This is a genomic window from Leptospira levettii (assembly GCF_002812085.1).
GTDB classification, from domain to species: domain Bacteria; phylum Spirochaetota; class Leptospiria; order Leptospirales; family Leptospiraceae; genus Leptospira_A; species Leptospira_A levettii.
On the sequence record NZ_NPDM01000010.1, the window covers coordinates 23,236 to 38,953 of the forward strand.

Here is a 15,718-nt window from a genome sequence, read left to right on the forward strand (position 1 = left end):
TTCACGTTCCTGTTTCATTGGATGAAAAAAATTAACTGGAGATGATTCAAAATTAGAAATAAAACTTCATTGCCAGAATTTTTAATGATCTGATACCATTGCCTTTCCAAGGAGATACGTACATGTCAGCAAAGTTTGAAATCTACAAAGACAAAGCAGGAGAATTCCGATTCCGACTCAAGGCAGCCAATGGTGAAATCATTGCCTCTAGTGAAGGATACTCATCAAAACAAGCATGCGAAAACGGCATCAAATCTGTAAAAACTAATGCCGCAGATGCAGGAATCGACGATCAAACGTAAGAACAGCAATAATCTGTTACTGTTTCAATTTTTAATTTGAACTTGGATCCAGCAGGGACTTCAAAGGTAGCTTGTCCGTTAATTTGAAGCCATGTTTCGGATCCTGGTAACAATACAGATAATTTACCAGATTGGATTTCCATAATCTCTTTCTGATCCGCTCCAAATTCATACTCTCCTGGCATCATGATCCCAAGAGTTTTTTTCTCTCCATTGGGGAATAAAACGGTACGACTTGTGACCTTTCCATCATAGTAAATATTTGCAGATTTTAGTACTGTTACGGATGTAAATGAACTCATACAGACAAGATTTCGAAGCAAGGGATGGCTTCCAAGTGATTTCTCAACCAATTCCTTGGGAAATTGGTCCAAAAAGTGTTTGCGAAATTCAGATTAACAGGAACGGTGATGACAGTGCCACCAAAGATTCCCAATAAATCCGATAACAAAAAGCAATTAGCTAGGGAGAGATCCACGGAGAGAATTTTGGCCTCTGCGATTGTCCTTTTCTCCAAACACGGATTTGCCCAAACAACAATGGAAATGATTGCAAACCATGCAAAAATTTCGAAAGGCTTAGCTTATAATTATTTTAAGAGCAAAAATCAAATCTTTGAACAAATCATTGATACCCATTTAGCAAAACAGGAAAGATTCTATAACAATATCCCACCTAACTTATCAGCGAAAGAATATGTAAGAGAGTTTTTCATTCGTTCCATCCAATTTGCAAAGGAAGAACGAAAAACGATGGTTTTGATATCCGTTTGTTTATTCCAACCAAGTGCGGTTTCCCTTTCCAAAAAAATGATCGAAAACGTGGAAAGACGGTTTGCTCCGTTCAAAGAAGCCATGCGGGAACGTTTTAGGGCTTATGGAATCAAAGACCCTGACAAAGAAATGATTTTCATCAAAACATTTTTACATGGTGTGATCATGAGCCAACATTTCAACGATACAACCACGTGTACTCCTACCATCATTGAAATGCTTCTCGAACGTTACGATTCTAAATAAGAAAAGGATTACTCCCCTACTCCACCTGGAATTTTTAAGATCAACAAATTGGTAGTCGCCGTAGCTAACAATTTATCTTTTTCCGTTCGCATCTCTCCCACCATATGAATCGTTGAAAATCCTTTTGCTTCGATTGTTGCTTTTACGATCACCTTTTGGCCTACGGCAACTCCTCGGATGTATTGGATATTCATATCGATTGTCGTTGTTGGGCGTTTTGCCACCAAATAACTAAGAGGTCCAAACGCATTATCAAATGCGGCAGCGATCACTCCGCCTTGCATCATTCCCATTGGATTGGCTTGGTCTTCCGTTACCGGGAAAGATACAGTAATACTTTTTCCTTTTGTATAGGAAATGATCTCAGCATTCATCGCTACAAATATGGGAGGTGGAACTGTGATTTTTCTACCACCGTGATTAAAATTTTCGGTCATTTCTTGTAAAATGGCCTGGGTTTCCGCTGTGCTTAGTGTTTGCATAAATTCCCTACTTATGTTACCAGCAGTAACATTCCTGCATCCAAAAGCAAGAAAAAATGTTGCCAATGGTAACTTATTTTCCAGAATATCTTTGTGAGAAAAAATACCTACCACCATGGAGATTTAAAAAATTCCATCATTAAATCCTGCCATAAACTCCTTCAAAAAAAAGGGATGGCCGATTTTACATTGAGGGAGGTTGCCAATTTATCGGGAGTTTCTCATGCTGCTGTATACAGACATTTCCAACATAAAGAGGAAGTGTTAGAGATTTTGTCTGCAATTGGATTTGATCGATTGGCTTCCTTACAGAAAAAAGTCGCAAAAGACAAAAAGAATCCCGACGAATACTTTGTGAAACTGGGACTTGTCTACATCCAATTTGCTTTGAAAAATCCCAATTATTATAAACTGATGTTCCAAACCAAACGAGAAAAAGAATCCAAACAATTGAAACAATCCAAATTGAAATCGTATGCAGTACTCGTACACGGTTGTCGTTTTTATCTAAAGACCAAAAAGAGAAAGGAAAACCACAGGAGTTTTGCTCTCATGTCTTGGTCACTTGTACATGGATTTAGCAATTTAAGTTTAGAAACCAATTTCCCACTTTCCGAAGGCAAACGATTGAACCAAAGCCAAATCGAGTTAGCAGAAACGATGCTACGTTATGCTACTTAAAACTTTCACCTAAGAACGATCCAATTTAAGTGAGTTTCACTTCCTCAAATTTCTCCAAAAATTCCGAGATTTCTCTCACAAACTTCATTGGATTTTCTTTCCCATATTCCGTGTAGAAAAACATTTTTTGTCCATCATTTGCATTGGTGCAGTTTTTCACTTCCTCCAGTTGTAAGTATAGATTTCCCGTTTTTTTATGCCGATACACTTTCATACAATCCCTACCTGAAACCGATTCGAATTCATTTTTGTTTTTTCCATCCATTGGTTCCAAATCTTTTGTAAACTTTCTTCCATACAATCGGGAGTGGTTAGGTGTGAAATTTTGGAAAACGTAGAATGGGACAAACTTCTTTCGCTCCAAATTTTAAATTCTTCAAACGAAGTTTTTGTATGTACCTTATTCTTTAATTGTACTGTACTACTAGGGACGTAACAAGAATCCAATGCTGGTTTGGAATCCTTTGCGGTGTTGGTTTGGATTTTAATGCCCTTTGTTTCTGGTGTAAGACTTGGATTTTTTTCCGGGCCTTGTGGTTGGAATTGAAGGATTGGTTTTAAAAATCGTCTCCTTCCATCAAAACCAGTTTGTTCTAGGATCCCTAGTTTTTTCAGTGATGTGATGAGTCTCGAAATGGTATCTGCTTTGAGCCCAAGGATTTCACTGAAGTAACGATTCGATGCGAAACAACCACCGTTGTCATGCAAGGAAACAATTTCAGCAAACAGTTTTGTTTGGCTATGGGATAAGTTTAGGTTTTCAATCCAAACGGGGATCCATATTCCTTTTCGGTTTGTTTTCATTTTAGGTTCCTTTTCCAAACCCACACAACTCCGGCTACGAGTGTTTGGTTATATTTAGCCGATACATCGCAAGGATGTATTGTCCCCTACTCTCTTGATCTGAAGTTTTGCATGAAAGAAAACAAACCTTCGGTCATAGAAAGAAGAAACGTTTTGGAAGTTCTTACGAACGTCCATCGGAACTTTTGGTAAAATTCCGGGTTGAACTAAAACGGCATAAGTGGTAGAGCCGTGTCCGGTTGTGTGCCCCGAACGTTCCCTACATGTACAGATCTCTCCAATTTGTCAATGGAAAAAATGAGACATAATTCGACCTTGGTCTCATTAGGACCATGGGGGGAGTGTAAGAGGATTGGGACTAGGCTTTGAGAGCTTTAATAGGATTGGATGAGAGGATTTGTTGTGTTAGAAAAGTCCCTGGGTTGCTACCACACTTCCCAGGGTTTTTGTTCAACCCAGTTAAGGATTGAGTACAAGGTAACTGATGTTGGAAAACAGTACAAGTTTTTTTCTATAAAATATGTAAAAAAATCACCTATCTGAATTCGTATTTAGAACCATCTTTACTTCTTATACTTGCGAATCGTTTCTTCTAAGATTGCCTTTTCATTTTGTAAAACAGAGATCTTCTCTTTGATCTTTGCGAGTTTTGATTTTAAATCTTTGAGTTCCAATTGTTTGAGTTTCGGTTTGGCTTTGGATTGTTTCGTTGGTTTTAAAGGCCTTACGTATTCGCGAAGGTCGTTTCGGGAAGGGAAGTCACCTTTTTTCTCGAGACCTTTGATCAGATAATCGATTGCTTTTTTGCGATTCGAAACATCGAGAGGTGCAATTTCAGTGAATAGGCTTGTAGGGATTTGGTAAATGGGATGAGATTTGTCTACATTTGCGTTAAGGCTCGTTTCCTTTAAAATCTCAGCATGTGCGATTTTAGTTTTTACCCACTGTGCCGATTTATTGATTCTTTTTGCTAATTGTTCGTTTGTTTCTTTATGCCTGTTTTTTAACTCTTGGAGGGATAGGGCAAGGTCAGATTCTGATAAGTCTTCCCTTTGGAGATTTTCAACCAGTTTGATTTCAGGTAATTTTGTGATGTCGATTTGTTCTACGTTTTTGACTACAGCAGGAATCGTTTTGGATTTAAGTAGTTTGTGAGCACGGTATCTTCTTTCGCCATTGATGAGTTCATATTTACCTGCTTTTTTTCTAACTACGATTGGTTGTAATAGCCCATATTGAGAAATGGATTCGGCTAGCTCTCGGATACTGGCTTCATTAAAGGTTTTTCTAGGATTGTTTTCTGTAATGATTTGATCAATCGGGATATCAATTGTCTGGTGTTGGACTGAGTTATCAGAACTTAGGAATGGATTGAGTGAGGATTTTCTGTTTGATGCTTTTGATAGAATGTCTGCTGGGTTAAAATTTGTTTTAGTTTTCATAATATTTGTTTTTAGGTACGCCGGCGTACCTTATTTAAGAATCTCCGCTAAATTTTCGAAAGCTTTCCAAGGAGCACTTCCTTCTTGAAGAGGTTTACCAGTCTCAGTTCGGTCCCGAATACCTTCGTTTTTTGGGATCGGTTCTAGAATTTTTAGAGATTTGATGTTTCTTAATTTATCCAAAAGATCCATTTGTTTTTGGGATGTTCCCCACTGAGAGGGGAGGATCATTACAGACTTTTTTTTGCTTTGTTCATCGAATCTTTCTGCTTCGCTTACTTTTTTTAATACTTGGGCAACCGTGCGAACAGCCCATTTGGAAGGGGTGACCGGTACAAGAATCACAGAAGCTGGCAAGTACGATGTGATGTTTTCGGAGGAACCAGATCCAGGTGTGTCTATGACAACGTAGTCGTATTTAGTTTTCGAAAGAACGTTTTTAAGTCTTGGGATAATGGAAAAATCTTTGGAGGCAAGGTAACTCAAATCGGAGAGTTCTATGATGGAAGGAAGTACATCCACATTGTTAGATTTTTTAATCGATTCGGCGAGAGTGGTTTCTGCATTTAAAACGGATAATGTGTTTCCAGAATCAAAAAACTCAACTGGTTCTTCTGGGAAAAAGAAGTCAGAAAGGTCCGCTTGCGGGTCCATGTCAATGGCAAGAGTAGAACCTTTTTTGGAGAGAGCGAGTGCGAGGTGAATTGCAGTCGTGGATTTGGATGTTCCACCTTTGATGTTGGCAACCGTAATGATTTTCATTGCAGATTTATTTTTTTGTTCCTACTTATGGATGCAATGAAAATTGCATTTTTAGATTTAATTTTTAAAAAGTACGCTGGCGTACCTTCTGGCTAGATCATCAATTTAGAATGTTTTGTAGAGTAGGAAACCCTTGCGCAAGGGATCGTAGCGGAAATCCTTTCGTGAATGCGAAAGATTGGAGCGAAGAGCCTGGTCGTTTTGGAATGTATGTTTGGGATATGAGGGATTCGATGCGCCCAAAGAAAGAGAAAAAATGATGATAGGAGTAGAAAAATTCTTGTACTATTTTGGATCAGTTTTAAGATTATCTCAACCCTTTCACTGGGTGATGTAAACTTTCTGGATTGTGTGGAAGCAGTCCAGAAAGACTCTCTTCCCTCCCCTACTTAAAATCAAAATCGCGCCTTACCCAATCGTTAATTGGAGAGATTTGGCATATAGATATTATGTCACATTAGACTTGACAAAAAAATCCATTCTGGTGAATAGAAGTAAGAGAGTAGGGGGTTCGTGTCCTCATACTCTTGTGCGGTCTTCCACAATATACCGCAACATACATCACCTGGGATTCCTATGAATTCCAAACATGGACGTTTTTAAAAAACTTCCGAATGAATCAACCGTTGCGATAGCTTTGTCTTCTTCGTAACGGAAAAATCCAAAGAACATTTTGTTTTTTGGGCACCGAAGGTCTCTGTTGGATAAGAGAGGAAGGATGAAAGGGAAAGAGAGAACGGGAGTTTGGGTAGCACAATGGATGTATGATTTGGATTTAAATCCGAATCAAATTCGATTGTATGCTGAAATTGTATCATTGGATGCAAAGGAAGGTTGTTATGCATCCAATGAGTATTTTGCAAAGATACTGCATCTGAAAGCGGATACAATTTCTAGGTTGGTCTCGCAGTTGAAACAGAAAGGTCTCCTTGTACAAACTCGTTTTGATGGTAGGAAACGATTTTTAAAACCCGTATTGCAAGAAATGAAAGGTTCGGAAGATAGTCCAAGGCTAAATCAATTAGATCAGGGTGCGAAGCGAGTAGGGGAGAGTATTGGAAACGCATCCAAGGCAGAATTGGTTCGGAGTACGACCTCTTATCATACAGTACAAAAACAAAACCATATACATATGAAACGAGAACCATCGTGTGAAGAAAAGTGGAAACAGTTCCTTGGGTGGATGACCGAGACAATGTCTGTGTCTACAAGGGAGTCCCTTGCCAAACTGAAAGGGCCTGAAGAACTTTCGGGGAACCAACAACGATACTGGGAACGTTGGCTTGCTTCCCCAAAATAGAAGTGTTTATTTGACTTGGGTAATGTCTTGGCGGAATTGGGATCTGCCACCTGGGTATTCTATGAGGTACAAACATTGGCAATTTTCCCATGCAGGGCTTGGGAGGAAAAAACCACCTTCTTCCGATTGGCAGGAATCTTGTTTGGGTTTGATTTTGTGTGTGGCAATCAGGCGACCCAAGTCTTTGATTTCTGTTTCCGAGAGTTCAACGGATTCATTTTCTAACAAAATGCTTGTTAGTTTAGGGGAAGTGGAAAGTAGGTTTGTTGCGTTCACACAAGTAGTCCTACGCATTGCTAAACTACCGGATTCGATTGCTTGTTCACTTGCTTTTGCAGAGACTGCAGCATAAAAAACTTCGGATCCGTCTTTTAGTTTCCATCCGGATTTCCAAGGGGTATAGGTATGGCAAGTGAAGAGAAAAAGAAGAAGTGAAATGGGTAAGAATCTCATGTTGGAATTGTAACGAGTGAGGAGTCTTTGTCAATGGAAAGAGTCGTCTCCCCAGATGGGGTTTTGTTAATTTATTGAAAAATAACAGTTTCGTTTCAGATTAGGAACTATCCTAGATGAGTTTATTCAAACCGATCCCTCTTTTTTCTGGCCCCATGGTGCAGTCCTTTCTCGCTTCCTTTAAATCAAAGGCAGACAAATCCTATGGGAAAAATCTCGTGGGTGAGTGGAGATCGGTAAGGACAAAAAAAGGAGTCACGCTCCTTGCAAGGATTCATGACGTTCCAAGTCCTAAAGGCATTGTGATTTTGGTGCATGGTTGGGAAGGGAGTATCCATTCCAGCTACATCATTCGGACCACCAAACATTTTTTAGCAAAAGATTATTCTGTCTATCGGTTGAATCTCCGAGACCACGGAGACACCCACCATTTAAACGAAGGGATCTTTAACGGAAGTTTACTCGAAGAAACATACGATGCGGTACTCACACTTGCAAAGTCAGTGAAGTCCAAACTTCCCGTGTATTTGGCTGGGTTTTCACTGGGTGGAAATTTTGTTTTAAGAATGGCGGGCAAACATAGTACGGCAAAAGCGGAAGAGAAAATCCCAGGGCTCAAACATTGTTTTGCCTTTAGCCCAGCTCTTGATCCAAAACGTGCTACCATCAAAATGGATGACCATCCATTCCTACGGAAATATTTTTTAAATTCATGGAAATCTTCGTTAGAGAAAAAAGGACAACTGTTTCCCCATTTGTATTCCTTTCATGATTTGGATAAATACCAATCGGTCATGGAGTTAACAGAAAAAATGGTGAAGGAGTTTTCTAAGTTTCGTTCTGTAGATGAATACTTTTTATCGTATACTTTGTCCGATCTTTTTTTCAAAACCATCAAAGTCCCAACGACCATTTTAACATCCATGGATGATCCTGTGATCCCCTGGAAAGAGTTCACTGAAATTCCATCATCAGCTTACATTGACGTAGTCATTGAAGCAAAAGGTGGTCACTGTGGTTTTATTGAAGACTGGAAACGATCTTCTTATTATTGGCGGATTATGGAAAAGAAGATGGGTTGATCTCTTCCCAAATGTTTTTCCAATACTGTCCCCATTTGGATTTTTCAGAAGTCCAAAATTTTTGAAAAAATAAATCTAACAATTCACGATTGGAAAGGATGTTGAGTAATTTTTTTCGATCCAATTGATTTGGTCCTTTCCCCAGTAAGATTTCAAAATCATTTGTGATGGAGTCAGAAACTTTCGACCTATAGGATTTGTTCCCTTGTAATTGTTTGTGTTTCTTGTGGAAAACTGGGTGCACAAGTGCATAAAAAATTTCTTTTCCTTCCATTCGTTTTTCATCACTCCGAGCGAGCTCTTCTCTCAAATTGTTTGTGAGACCACGATTGGGTTTCCAGTACGAGAGATCAAAAAACGAGTGTAAGGATTTTTGTTCGCGGCTTGTGAACATTACAAGTGGGATGGAAAGAGTCCAACCAATCCAAATGGGCATCGTTAAGAAAAATAACATCAGAGAATAAGAGTAACTGATATAAGCAGAAACAAGCCCCAGGATGGTGATTCCAAAAAAGGAAGAAACCACATAGGAGAAAGGGTAACTTGATTCCGCATCCCGATTCTGGGGTCCCCAGGAGATCTTTTTGTTTAAGAAGATAGACACCACAAAAATGCTATGGTAAATCATATAGATAGGTGCGATGAGAATAGAAAATAAAGTCTCTAAAAAGAAGGCCGGAAACTTTAGGAAGATTTGTTTTAACGGTAAACTGAAGTAACTGAGAACCCTAGGCAAAAAGAGTAGGAGTAAGGAAAGATACAAAAGTTTTAAATATAAAGGGTCATAAATCTGTGCTTTAAAGTATTCGAACTCTTCAGGAAGCATGGAGTAGTTTAGGAACTTACTTTCTTCGATATAATTCCACAAACTAAGTAAGATATAACATAACCATATGGGTGAATTGAGGTAAGATAAAATTCCATTTAAAATGTGGATTCGATTGATAAAGGGAATTTTCTTTCCAAATAAAAACCAAAAATGTTGTAAATTCCCTTGGCACCACCTCTGGTCTCGTTTCAAAACATCGATGATATTCGGTGGGTTCTCTTCGTAACTTCCTTCTAGTTCATATGCACATAAGACTTCGTACCCAGCCTTCCGCATGAGGCTTGCTTCGACGGTATCATGGCTTAAAATTTTCCCGCCAAGCCCACCATACTCAGGAAGGTGGGGGAGGGCACAGTATTCCATAAAGGGTTTGATGCGTAAGATGGCATTGTGGCCCCAATAACTGTTGGCATTGATTTGCCAAAAACTAGCACCTTTTAAGAAATAAGAACTAAAGAGATGAGACGAAAATTCAGTTAATTTTTGGAAGAGAGTTGTGGCACGGAATAATTTAGAATTGGTTTGGATGATGCCTGCCTTTGGGTTTTGTTCCATCATCGCAATGAGTTGTACAATGATTTCCCCACTCATCAAACTATCAGCATCTAGTATGATCATGTGCTCATACCGATTGCCCCAACGACGGCAAAAGTCTGCGATGTTCCCACTCTTTCCGTTGAGGTTACTTTTTCTCCTGCGGTAATGGAATTTTTGATAATTCCCAGTGGATTCACATAACTCAAGATAAGCAGCTTCTTCTTTGATCCATTTTTCAGGAGTTCTCGTATCACTTAAGATAAAAAAATCTAATTTGGGAAGGGAATGGTATTTCTCGAGTGATTCATAAATCACTTTGATCCTTGCAAAGATCGAGACTTCATTTTCTTCATAGACTGGCATGACAAGGGCAACCGGGACACGATCGATACTTGGAAAATCCAATTCCTTCTCTGGGATTTTTTTTGCTTTGAGTAAGGGGTCACCTTGTTTCAAAAGAGAAATCAAAAATCCAAAAAGAGAAGTGGTTGCCCCATAGGATAACATGGGCAAAAGAAATAGTAAGGTGATGAATTGGTAGTATTCGGTTAATTCAACTCCACCAAAGGAGATGATTTGGGCAAAGGTAGTGAGCCCAATGATGATGGGAATAAGGAAGACAGTAAAAAATAAAATTCGATGTAATTGGATCATAATAACCTAAAGATGATGAGGTAGTAGAGGGCACTCCAAAGGAAAATGGAAACTAAAACGAAGATGGGTTTAAAGGAACTGATGATGGATTCCTTTGACTTGATAGGATCGGTTTTCCAATCAGAATCCTTGGGGACCATCGAACCAAATTGCCAAGCTCTGTTTGGGAATGGAAGTGGGGATTCCGTACTGATTTTGTTTGCGTTTACATAACCCATCCAAAGAGACCAATCCCTATCCCACTCATAAGATAGGTTAGTGTTTTGGAAAAATTGGGAAAGAGTATTCGAAATGTTATATTCACTTTGAATTCCTGATAACAAAAGAAACGTTCGTATCCGTTCACTAAACTCAGTTTGGTACAAAGTGTTATTTGGAGATGCCATCTCTGTAGATCCATGTTTCTGTGATTTTTTGATTTTCTTTCTCCAAATAAACATTCCAAGTAGAAACTTCGATTGGCGACGAGTGCCAAATTTGTAATCTCCATTGGTCAAGTTCACGGATCTTTTCGATTTTATAACGAATTTGATCCGGTGGGATCATATCATTTTTGATGATGGCATTGAGCTCTGTTTTTGGATCTAGTGCTTTTAGATTATCACCAGTAAAATAAAGTGTTAACATCTTTTCTTTTGGAAAGAGAGGGTCAGTCCCTTTGTAATAGGATGTGGTTTTGCCCAAGCTGTGAGAGTCTGGTGATTTTTCGATATAACTGAGTTTATATTGGTATTCGTACCCTTCATTCAAATTGGGAGGAATGTTTGGTTCCCAAAAAATAGTCACGTTGTCATCTGAATCCAGATTGGTTGTGAATTCTAAAAGATAGAGTTCCCCTTCCCCCCAATCACCCTTGGGCTCTACCCAAAGGCTTGGCCTTCGGTGGTACTGCAATTTTTCATCTTGGTAACTTTTGAACTTTCGATCTCGTTGGATGAGCCCAAAACCCTTTGGATGGTTGAGTTCTATATTTGTGAGTTTGGTTTTTTTGGGATTGATGAGTGGTCTCCATTCCCAGTTGTCTTCTCCCAGGTAAGTGAGAAGTCCATCAGAGTCATGGATCTCTGGGTGGATGTTTCCAAGGATGGGGATATTGGATTCTCCATAGAGAAACATGGATGTGATGGGAGCAAGTCCCAGTCGTTTGATTTTTTTACGTAAGTAAATTTTTGCACGCACATCAATGGTTGTGATCTCACCAGGTGTAACAAAAAATTCATACGCACCCACAACGGATTCACTATTCATAATGGCATAAATCAAAATGGAGGAATCTTTTTTCTCAGGGCGTTTGATATAAAAACTTTCAAAGATAGGGAATTCTTCCTTCCCATCGGGGCCAGTGTTGATGGCAAGTCCTCTTCCCGATAAACCATAGACTTGGTTTTTGGATAAGGCACGGAAATAAGAAGAACCTTGGAAGACTAAGAATTCTTCCAAGGCCTCCTTTTGGTTGATGGGATAGTGAACTCGAAAGCCAGTGTATTGGAGTTTTTTACTTAACTCATAAAAATCATCTGTAAGGGGAAGGTTCCCAAAATGAAACCGAGACGAATCATAAGGGATCTCTACTGGCTTTTCTCCAATCACTTCATAAATTTTGATCCCGTTGCTATAGATATGCCCTGGGTGGAAAAAATGCAATTGGTAGGGGAGTGCTAAATTTTTCCAGATTGCAACATCAGGTTTGTATTCAATTTGTCTGTAATCTTCAAAACTGATTCCATCAAGTCCTGGAATTTTATACACAGGAGTTGGAACAAATTTTGATTTCAATTTTTCCTTTGCCATTTGGTCGGCCGTGTTGAAATCAAAAACTTCAGAATTAGGTGTGATCGCAAAGAGAGAAATGAGTGCTTGGAAGGTAAGATTATTTTTCTTAAAGATAACGGCAACACATAACAAAATCGCAATAATAGCAAAGTATATGTTTAATTTCTTCATATGATGTAGTCTTTTGAATGATCGCGATAGGTCATTCAAATTCTTGTATGTAGTAAAATACTTTCACTAAACATGGATTAAGCAATAGGAATATATTTTTCAGTTGCATGATTCATTTCCTTCTATAACATTCTCCCAACTTATGAAGTACCATTTGAAATTGTATTGTTTTGTTGTTTTGTTATTTGTCGTAAATTTTGTGAGTTGTCTAAGTGAAGAAAAATCAGAGAAAGTATTCGGTACATCTGTCCTCACTTCCAATAAACCCCAAACGTTTAAAAAAATTGCTCCTTTAACTGCCAATTCCTACGGATCCAGAAAAAATCTGTATGAGCAAGGTTGGGCTGTGATCCCTTCCGGGAAAAAGGCAATCGACCTTTCCAAAGAAAATCTAATGAGTGCAAACGTTGCGAAAGCGATGGTGCTTGTGAAATTAAAAAAACGAAGTGAAGATTTCCCAGGCAAACTTGGGAACACAATGAATGCCGTCAAAAATTGGACAAAAGACGGGTATTCGGAAGGAACGAGAAGGACAGAAGATATTTATGATGCTGGAGTACAACTTTCGAAAGAAGAGTGGAAACTCTCCAAATCCAGTTTTAGTGAAGCTGGGAGTCGCTTTGTATTAGGGTATGTGTATTTAGTTCCAAGAGTGAAGTCGGACATCGATCTTTTGGATAAAGAACTCAGTAAGTATGCAGATGCTCGCAATCAAAAATCTGGCCAACTGAACCAACTGTTTACATCCACTCTGAAAACCAATTCGAAGAATGTAATGAACTCATGGGGTGATTCCTTTAAAAAAGCATCCGATGAATTCACTCGTAATTACGAAGAATCAGGTGAGAGAGACAACGCACTCCTTGCCCTCATTGATATTTTCCAAGGTTATACGGTTGCTTTGAAGGAAGTAGTTGTTTCACCCATCACCAAAACAACTGTGAATACAGGTGAACTCCTCCTTGTCAATGGAGTCTATGTTCCCCTTTCACAAGGGATGAATTTTTCTTCGAATGCTCTCGTTTCGACTGGGCTTGTTTTTTATTACGGAACAAAAGCTGGTTACCGTGTGTTCTCTCCAACACTCGAAGCAGGGATGTTTAGTTCGATCGGGATTCTATCTGCCTCGGCAACGGTTCCTACTTACACTTCAGGTACATCGATTGCACTCTTTAACCAAGTAACCTCTGTTGCGGCGACAACCGCTGGTGGTGCCATTGGTGCGACAGGTGGAGTGGGTTATGAATCAACTGCCTATGCCACTGGGCTCACATACGATCTCACAACGGGTGTGGCAGAAGCAGGGATGTATACAATGAGTTCAGGGATTGTGTTAGGTTATTCGGCACTCACGGTACTACCTCCGCAGATTTTACTCACTGCCGTGGATGGACCAATCCTCATCATGTATGATGGACCAAGGGTTGTGATTGCCTATGTAAAAGGAAATTATTTGGATGAAGAGGATATCCCAACAGGTACTGTGATCAACTTAGAAGAAGCCAAAAAGAAAGGGAAAGTGAAAATCCTATCAGATGATCCTAAACTCATCAAAAAAGTATTAGATGCTGAGATGTCAGAACAACTGAAACGTTCCAAAAAATTAGAGGCGCAAGCGAAATGAAATTCAATCAAATTAAAAAACCAATCCTTGGACTCATATTATGTTTTTCCATTTCGTATTGTGCAAGCTCGGATAAGAAAGCAGAAGATCCATTAAAGAATACCAAAAAACTTGTGATCGAAGGTCATAGCTCTTTGTACTACCAAGGTGCATTGCCTGTGAAAGGTACAAGCATTAAGTTTATCCCTCCGATGGAAGAAGCATCAATTACGGTTCTTGGAAGGCGGTATGATTTTGCTGCCGAACAATTTTCCAAATCAATCCTCAAAGCATCTGAATCAGTTGTGGTTGTCAAAAACGGAACAAAGATGAGTTGGAAAGCTGCAGGGAACATCAATGACAAGGGAGAACAAGTTCAGAAGTTCTTAAGTGAAAACGCAACGAAACCTGGACTCTTCATCATGTATGCGTCGGTTGCGGAATCCTATGGACTTATCGGATCATCCTTTGATCGAGGGAAACAAAGTCACGAAGCAGTGATTGCCAAATCAGCGGAGATTCGCAAAGAGTGGGATGAATGGGCAGAGATGCAACTCAATCGAGAGATGCCAAAGGATACATCTCCCTCTGCCAAAAAAAGATTCCAAAAGTACCAAGAGAATTTCCAAAAGGATTTTGAATCCACTGTGTATGGTTACATTGACTTAGATGAAGCATTAAAAAATTCTTGGAATGAATCCTACGAAGACTTTCGAAAAGGTGGATTCTTTAGTCGAAATTCTGAAATCAATGAGATTCGATCCGCTGTTTCTGAAAGTATATTTGGAAGTTGGAAAGAAACCATTTTCCAATATGGAAAAGATACAAAAGAAGAGTTAGGGAAAGCTAAGGGAGAAATTGAAGCCATTGCTGACAAAGATGAAGGGATCCCGACTGCTTTACTCAAATCCTTTTCCAGAGCCACCAAAGCAATATTATATGACAGTATCATCAAACCGATCAGTAAGTTTGCTTTATTATCCGTAGGGTATGTGACTTGGAATGGACTCATTTATCCTGTTGCCCTAGGTACGAATGCAGCTGGTACCACCATGTATGGTTTAGTTGAGACAATTACATTAACAGGAAAAGGTGTTGTGTATCTGACAGCACCTAGCATTGAACTCGTTCTTGGTTCTATCATCAATAGTACAGAAGTTGTGGTACATGAATCTGTCCAGTCGCTCGATAAGGGTGCGAAAGTCACATCCGCTATGTCTAGAAAGTCATCTGCTTATTCTGTGAAGTCGGCTGCCTTTGTCACTGAGTCGTCTGGTAAATACATCCTTGCTCCTATGAGTTATGTGGGTGTGACGGCAGGCCAAACAGTCTTAGGGGGAGGGCTTGCTGTGACAGGAACGGTAGCAGGTGGTGCTGTGGCTGGGACTTCTGCCACCACTGAGGTAGTTACCTATGCTTCCACCAAAGCTACGTCTGGCACAGTGGGAGTTGTTGGCTCTGCTACTTCGTTTGGAGTGGGTACGTTTTATGGAGTTTACCAAGTAGGTAAAGCCATTGGTGTGCCTTCAGGAGTCGCTGTGGGGACAGGTATCGTACTCAGTTATGAATTTATGGCACAGATCTCTGCGCATTCGATTTTGGCAGCAGCTGATTGTACGTATTTAGTGTTATCCCTTGAAGGTGGTAAATGGGTTGTTTATGGAGTGAAAGATAATTCTAAAAAAGCGGCAAGGTTATTGTCGGGAGCAGTTGTTGATTTAGACCAAGTCAGAAAAGAAGGTGGGACCATTGTAAAAGTTCCAATGGAACCTGGTGAAGTAGAAAAAATACTAGGTAAAAAAAAGAAAAAGTAAACGATAGGTG

The 15,718-nt window shown here is 39.5% G+C and carries 17 protein-coding genes; 7 read left to right on the plus strand and 10 right to left on the minus strand.

Annotated features, from left to right (window positions below; all coding sequences use genetic code 11):
* Positions 1-122 precede the first annotated feature (122 nt).
* Positions 123-302, plus strand: a complete 180-nt coding sequence (locus CH354_RS18060; protein ID WP_012476865.1) for a YegP family protein — start codon at positions 123-125, stop codon at positions 300-302.
* Here the strand turns inward: CH354_RS18060 and ppnP are convergent.
* Entirely contained in the window at positions 293-604 is a 312-nt protein-coding gene (ppnP, locus tag CH354_RS18065) for a pyrimidine/purine nucleoside phosphorylase (RefSeq protein WP_100718568.1), read from the minus strand. The two genes, CH354_RS18060 and ppnP, sit on opposite strands and share 10 nt — an antisense overlap.
* A gap of 108 nt (positions 605-712) precedes the next feature.
* On the opposite strand from ppnP, the gene CH354_RS18070 reads away from it, so the two are divergent.
* The gene (locus tag CH354_RS18070) at positions 713-1,321 is read left to right on the plus strand and encodes a TetR/AcrR family transcriptional regulator (protein WP_100726936.1); all 609 of its coding nucleotides are present in this window, start codon (positions 713-715) and stop codon (positions 1,319-1,321) included.
* Positions 1,322-1,329: 8 nt separating this feature from the next.
* Here CH354_RS18070 and CH354_RS18075 read toward each other — a convergent pair whose 3' ends face one another.
* Positions 1,330-1,803 (minus strand): PaaI family thioesterase, encoded by a 474-nt coding sequence (locus CH354_RS18075; protein WP_100726763.1) that lies wholly within the window; start codon positions 1,801-1,803, stop codon positions 1,330-1,332.
* Positions 1,804-1,896: 93 nt separating this feature from the next.
* Between CH354_RS18075 and CH354_RS18080 the strand changes: the two genes are divergently transcribed.
* A complete protein-coding gene (locus CH354_RS18080) occupies positions 1,897-2,484 on the plus strand; it encodes a TetR/AcrR family transcriptional regulator (RefSeq protein WP_100726764.1) in 588 nt (195 codons plus the stop codon).
* 25 nt (positions 2,485-2,509) lie between these two features.
* Here CH354_RS18080 and CH354_RS18085 read toward each other — a convergent pair whose 3' ends face one another.
* From CH354_RS18085 to CH354_RS18100, 4 genes are all read right to left on the minus strand, one after another.
* Positions 2,510-2,698 carry a hypothetical protein gene (locus CH354_RS18085; RefSeq protein WP_100726765.1) on the minus strand — a complete coding sequence of 63 codons (189 nt, stop codon included), beginning with the start codon at positions 2,696-2,698 and terminating at the stop codon, positions 2,510-2,512.
* Positions 2,695-3,288 carry a helix-turn-helix domain-containing protein gene (locus tag CH354_RS18090; protein ID WP_165780337.1) on the minus strand — a complete coding sequence of 198 codons (594 nt, stop codon included), beginning with the start codon at positions 3,286-3,288 and terminating at the stop codon, positions 2,695-2,697. Before CH354_RS18090 ends, CH354_RS18085 begins: the two co-directional genes overlap by 4 nt.
* A gap of 563 nt (positions 3,289-3,851) precedes the next feature.
* Positions 3,852-4,730 carry a ParB/RepB/Spo0J family partition protein gene (locus CH354_RS18095; RefSeq protein ID WP_100726767.1) on the minus strand — a complete coding sequence of 293 codons (879 nt, stop codon included), beginning with the start codon at positions 4,728-4,730 and terminating at the stop codon, positions 3,852-3,854.
* 30 nt (positions 4,731-4,760) lie between these two features.
* Positions 4,761-5,492, minus strand: a complete 732-nt coding sequence (locus tag CH354_RS18100; RefSeq protein WP_100726768.1) for a ParA family protein — start codon at positions 5,490-5,492, stop codon at positions 4,761-4,763.
* 718 nt (positions 5,493-6,210) lie between these two features.
* Between CH354_RS18100 and CH354_RS18105 the strand changes: the two genes are divergently transcribed.
* Entirely contained in the window at positions 6,211-6,792 is a 582-nt protein-coding gene (locus CH354_RS18105) for a helix-turn-helix domain-containing protein (protein WP_100726769.1), read from the plus strand.
* 6 nt (positions 6,793-6,798) lie between these two features.
* Here CH354_RS18105 and CH354_RS18110 read toward each other — a convergent pair whose 3' ends face one another.
* Positions 6,799-7,245, minus strand: coding sequence for a hypothetical protein (locus CH354_RS18110; protein ID WP_100728681.1), 447 nt, complete (start codon positions 7,243-7,245; stop codon positions 6,799-6,801).
* 116 nt (positions 7,246-7,361) lie between these two features.
* Between CH354_RS18110 and CH354_RS18115 the strand changes: the two genes are divergently transcribed.
* The gene (locus tag CH354_RS18115; protein WP_100726771.1) at positions 7,362-8,327 is read left to right on the plus strand and encodes a YheT family hydrolase; all 966 of its coding nucleotides are present in this window, start codon (positions 7,362-7,364) and stop codon (positions 8,325-8,327) included.
* Here the strand turns inward: CH354_RS18115 and mdoH are convergent.
* Genes mdoH through CH354_RS18130 form a run of 3 tightly spaced genes read right to left on the minus strand, consistent with a single transcriptional unit; the run spans position 8,305 to position 12,291 of the window.
* Positions 8,305-10,347, minus strand: coding sequence for a glucans biosynthesis glucosyltransferase MdoH (mdoH, locus tag CH354_RS18120; protein ID WP_100726772.1), 2,043 nt, complete (start codon positions 10,345-10,347; stop codon positions 8,305-8,307). The two genes, CH354_RS18115 and mdoH, sit on opposite strands and share 23 nt — an antisense overlap.
* Positions 10,344-10,733 (minus strand): hypothetical protein, encoded by a 390-nt coding sequence (locus CH354_RS18125; RefSeq protein ID WP_100726773.1) that lies wholly within the window; start codon positions 10,731-10,733, stop codon positions 10,344-10,346. The genes mdoH and CH354_RS18125 overlap by 4 nt, the downstream gene beginning before the upstream one ends.
* Complete coding sequence (locus CH354_RS18130) at positions 10,717-12,291, minus strand: OpgD/OpgG family glucan biosynthesis protein (protein WP_100726774.1); 1,575 nt, start codon at positions 12,289-12,291, stop codon at positions 10,717-10,719. Before CH354_RS18130 ends, CH354_RS18125 begins: the two co-directional genes overlap by 17 nt.
* A gap of 142 nt (positions 12,292-12,433) precedes the next feature.
* On the opposite strand from CH354_RS18130, the gene CH354_RS18135 reads away from it, so the two are divergent.
* Entirely contained in the window at positions 12,434-13,915 is a 1,482-nt protein-coding gene (locus CH354_RS18135; RefSeq protein WP_100728685.1) for a hypothetical protein, read from the plus strand.
* Positions 13,912-15,708 carry a hypothetical protein gene (locus CH354_RS18140; protein WP_100726775.1) on the plus strand — a complete coding sequence of 599 codons (1,797 nt, stop codon included), beginning with the start codon at positions 13,912-13,914 and terminating at the stop codon, positions 15,706-15,708. The genes CH354_RS18135 and CH354_RS18140 overlap by 4 nt, the downstream gene beginning before the upstream one ends.
* Positions 15,709-15,718 lie beyond the last annotated feature (10 nt).

What these genes read in the sequence shown, in the direction of transcription:
- CH354_RS18060 (WP_012476865.1), top strand. Translation starts at nt 123, where the DNA reads ATGTCAGCAAAGTTTGAAATCTACAAAGACAAAGCAGGAGAATTCCGA.
- ppnP (WP_100718568.1), bottom strand. Translation starts at nt 604, where the DNA reads ATGAGTTCATTTACATCCGTAACAGTACTAAAATCTGCAAATATTTAC.
- CH354_RS18070 (WP_100726936.1), top strand. Translation starts at nt 713, where the DNA reads ATGACAGTGCCACCAAAGATTCCCAATAAATCCGATAACAAAAAGCAA.
- CH354_RS18075 (WP_100726763.1), bottom strand. Translation starts at nt 1,803, where the DNA reads ATGCAAACACTAAGCACAGCGGAAACCCAGGCCATTTTACAAGAAATG.
- CH354_RS18085 (WP_100726765.1), bottom strand. Translation starts at nt 2,698, where the DNA reads ATGAAAGTGTATCGGCATAAAAAAACGGGAAATCTATACTTACAACTG.
- CH354_RS18090 (WP_165780337.1), bottom strand. Translation starts at nt 3,288, where the DNA reads ATGAAAACAAACCGAAAAGGAATATGGATCCCCGTTTGGATTGAAAAC.
- CH354_RS18095 (WP_100726767.1), bottom strand. Translation starts at nt 4,730, where the DNA reads ATGAAAACTAAAACAAATTTTAACCCAGCAGACATTCTATCAAAAGCA.
- CH354_RS18100 (WP_100726768.1), bottom strand. Translation starts at nt 5,492, where the DNA reads ATGAAAATCATTACGGTTGCCAACATCAAAGGTGGAACATCCAAATCC.
- CH354_RS18105 (WP_100726769.1), top strand. Translation starts at nt 6,211, where the DNA reads ATGAAAGGGAAAGAGAGAACGGGAGTTTGGGTAGCACAATGGATGTAT.
- CH354_RS18110 (WP_100728681.1), bottom strand. Translation starts at nt 7,245, where the DNA reads ATGAGATTCTTACCCATTTCACTTCTTCTTTTTCTCTTCACTTGCCAT.
- CH354_RS18115 (WP_100726771.1), top strand. Translation starts at nt 7,362, where the DNA reads ATGAGTTTATTCAAACCGATCCCTCTTTTTTCTGGCCCCATGGTGCAG.
- mdoH (WP_100726772.1), bottom strand. Translation starts at nt 10,347, where the DNA reads ATGATCCAATTACATCGAATTTTATTTTTTACTGTCTTCCTTATTCCC.
- CH354_RS18125 (WP_100726773.1), bottom strand. Translation starts at nt 10,733, where the DNA reads ATGGCATCTCCAAATAACACTTTGTACCAAACTGAGTTTAGTGAACGG.
- CH354_RS18130 (WP_100726774.1), bottom strand. Translation starts at nt 12,291, where the DNA reads ATGAAGAAATTAAACATATACTTTGCTATTATTGCGATTTTGTTATGT.
- CH354_RS18135 (WP_100728685.1), top strand. Translation starts at nt 12,434, where the DNA reads ATGAAGTACCATTTGAAATTGTATTGTTTTGTTGTTTTGTTATTTGTC.
- CH354_RS18140 (WP_100726775.1), top strand. Translation starts at nt 13,912, where the DNA reads ATGAAATTCAATCAAATTAAAAAACCAATCCTTGGACTCATATTATGT.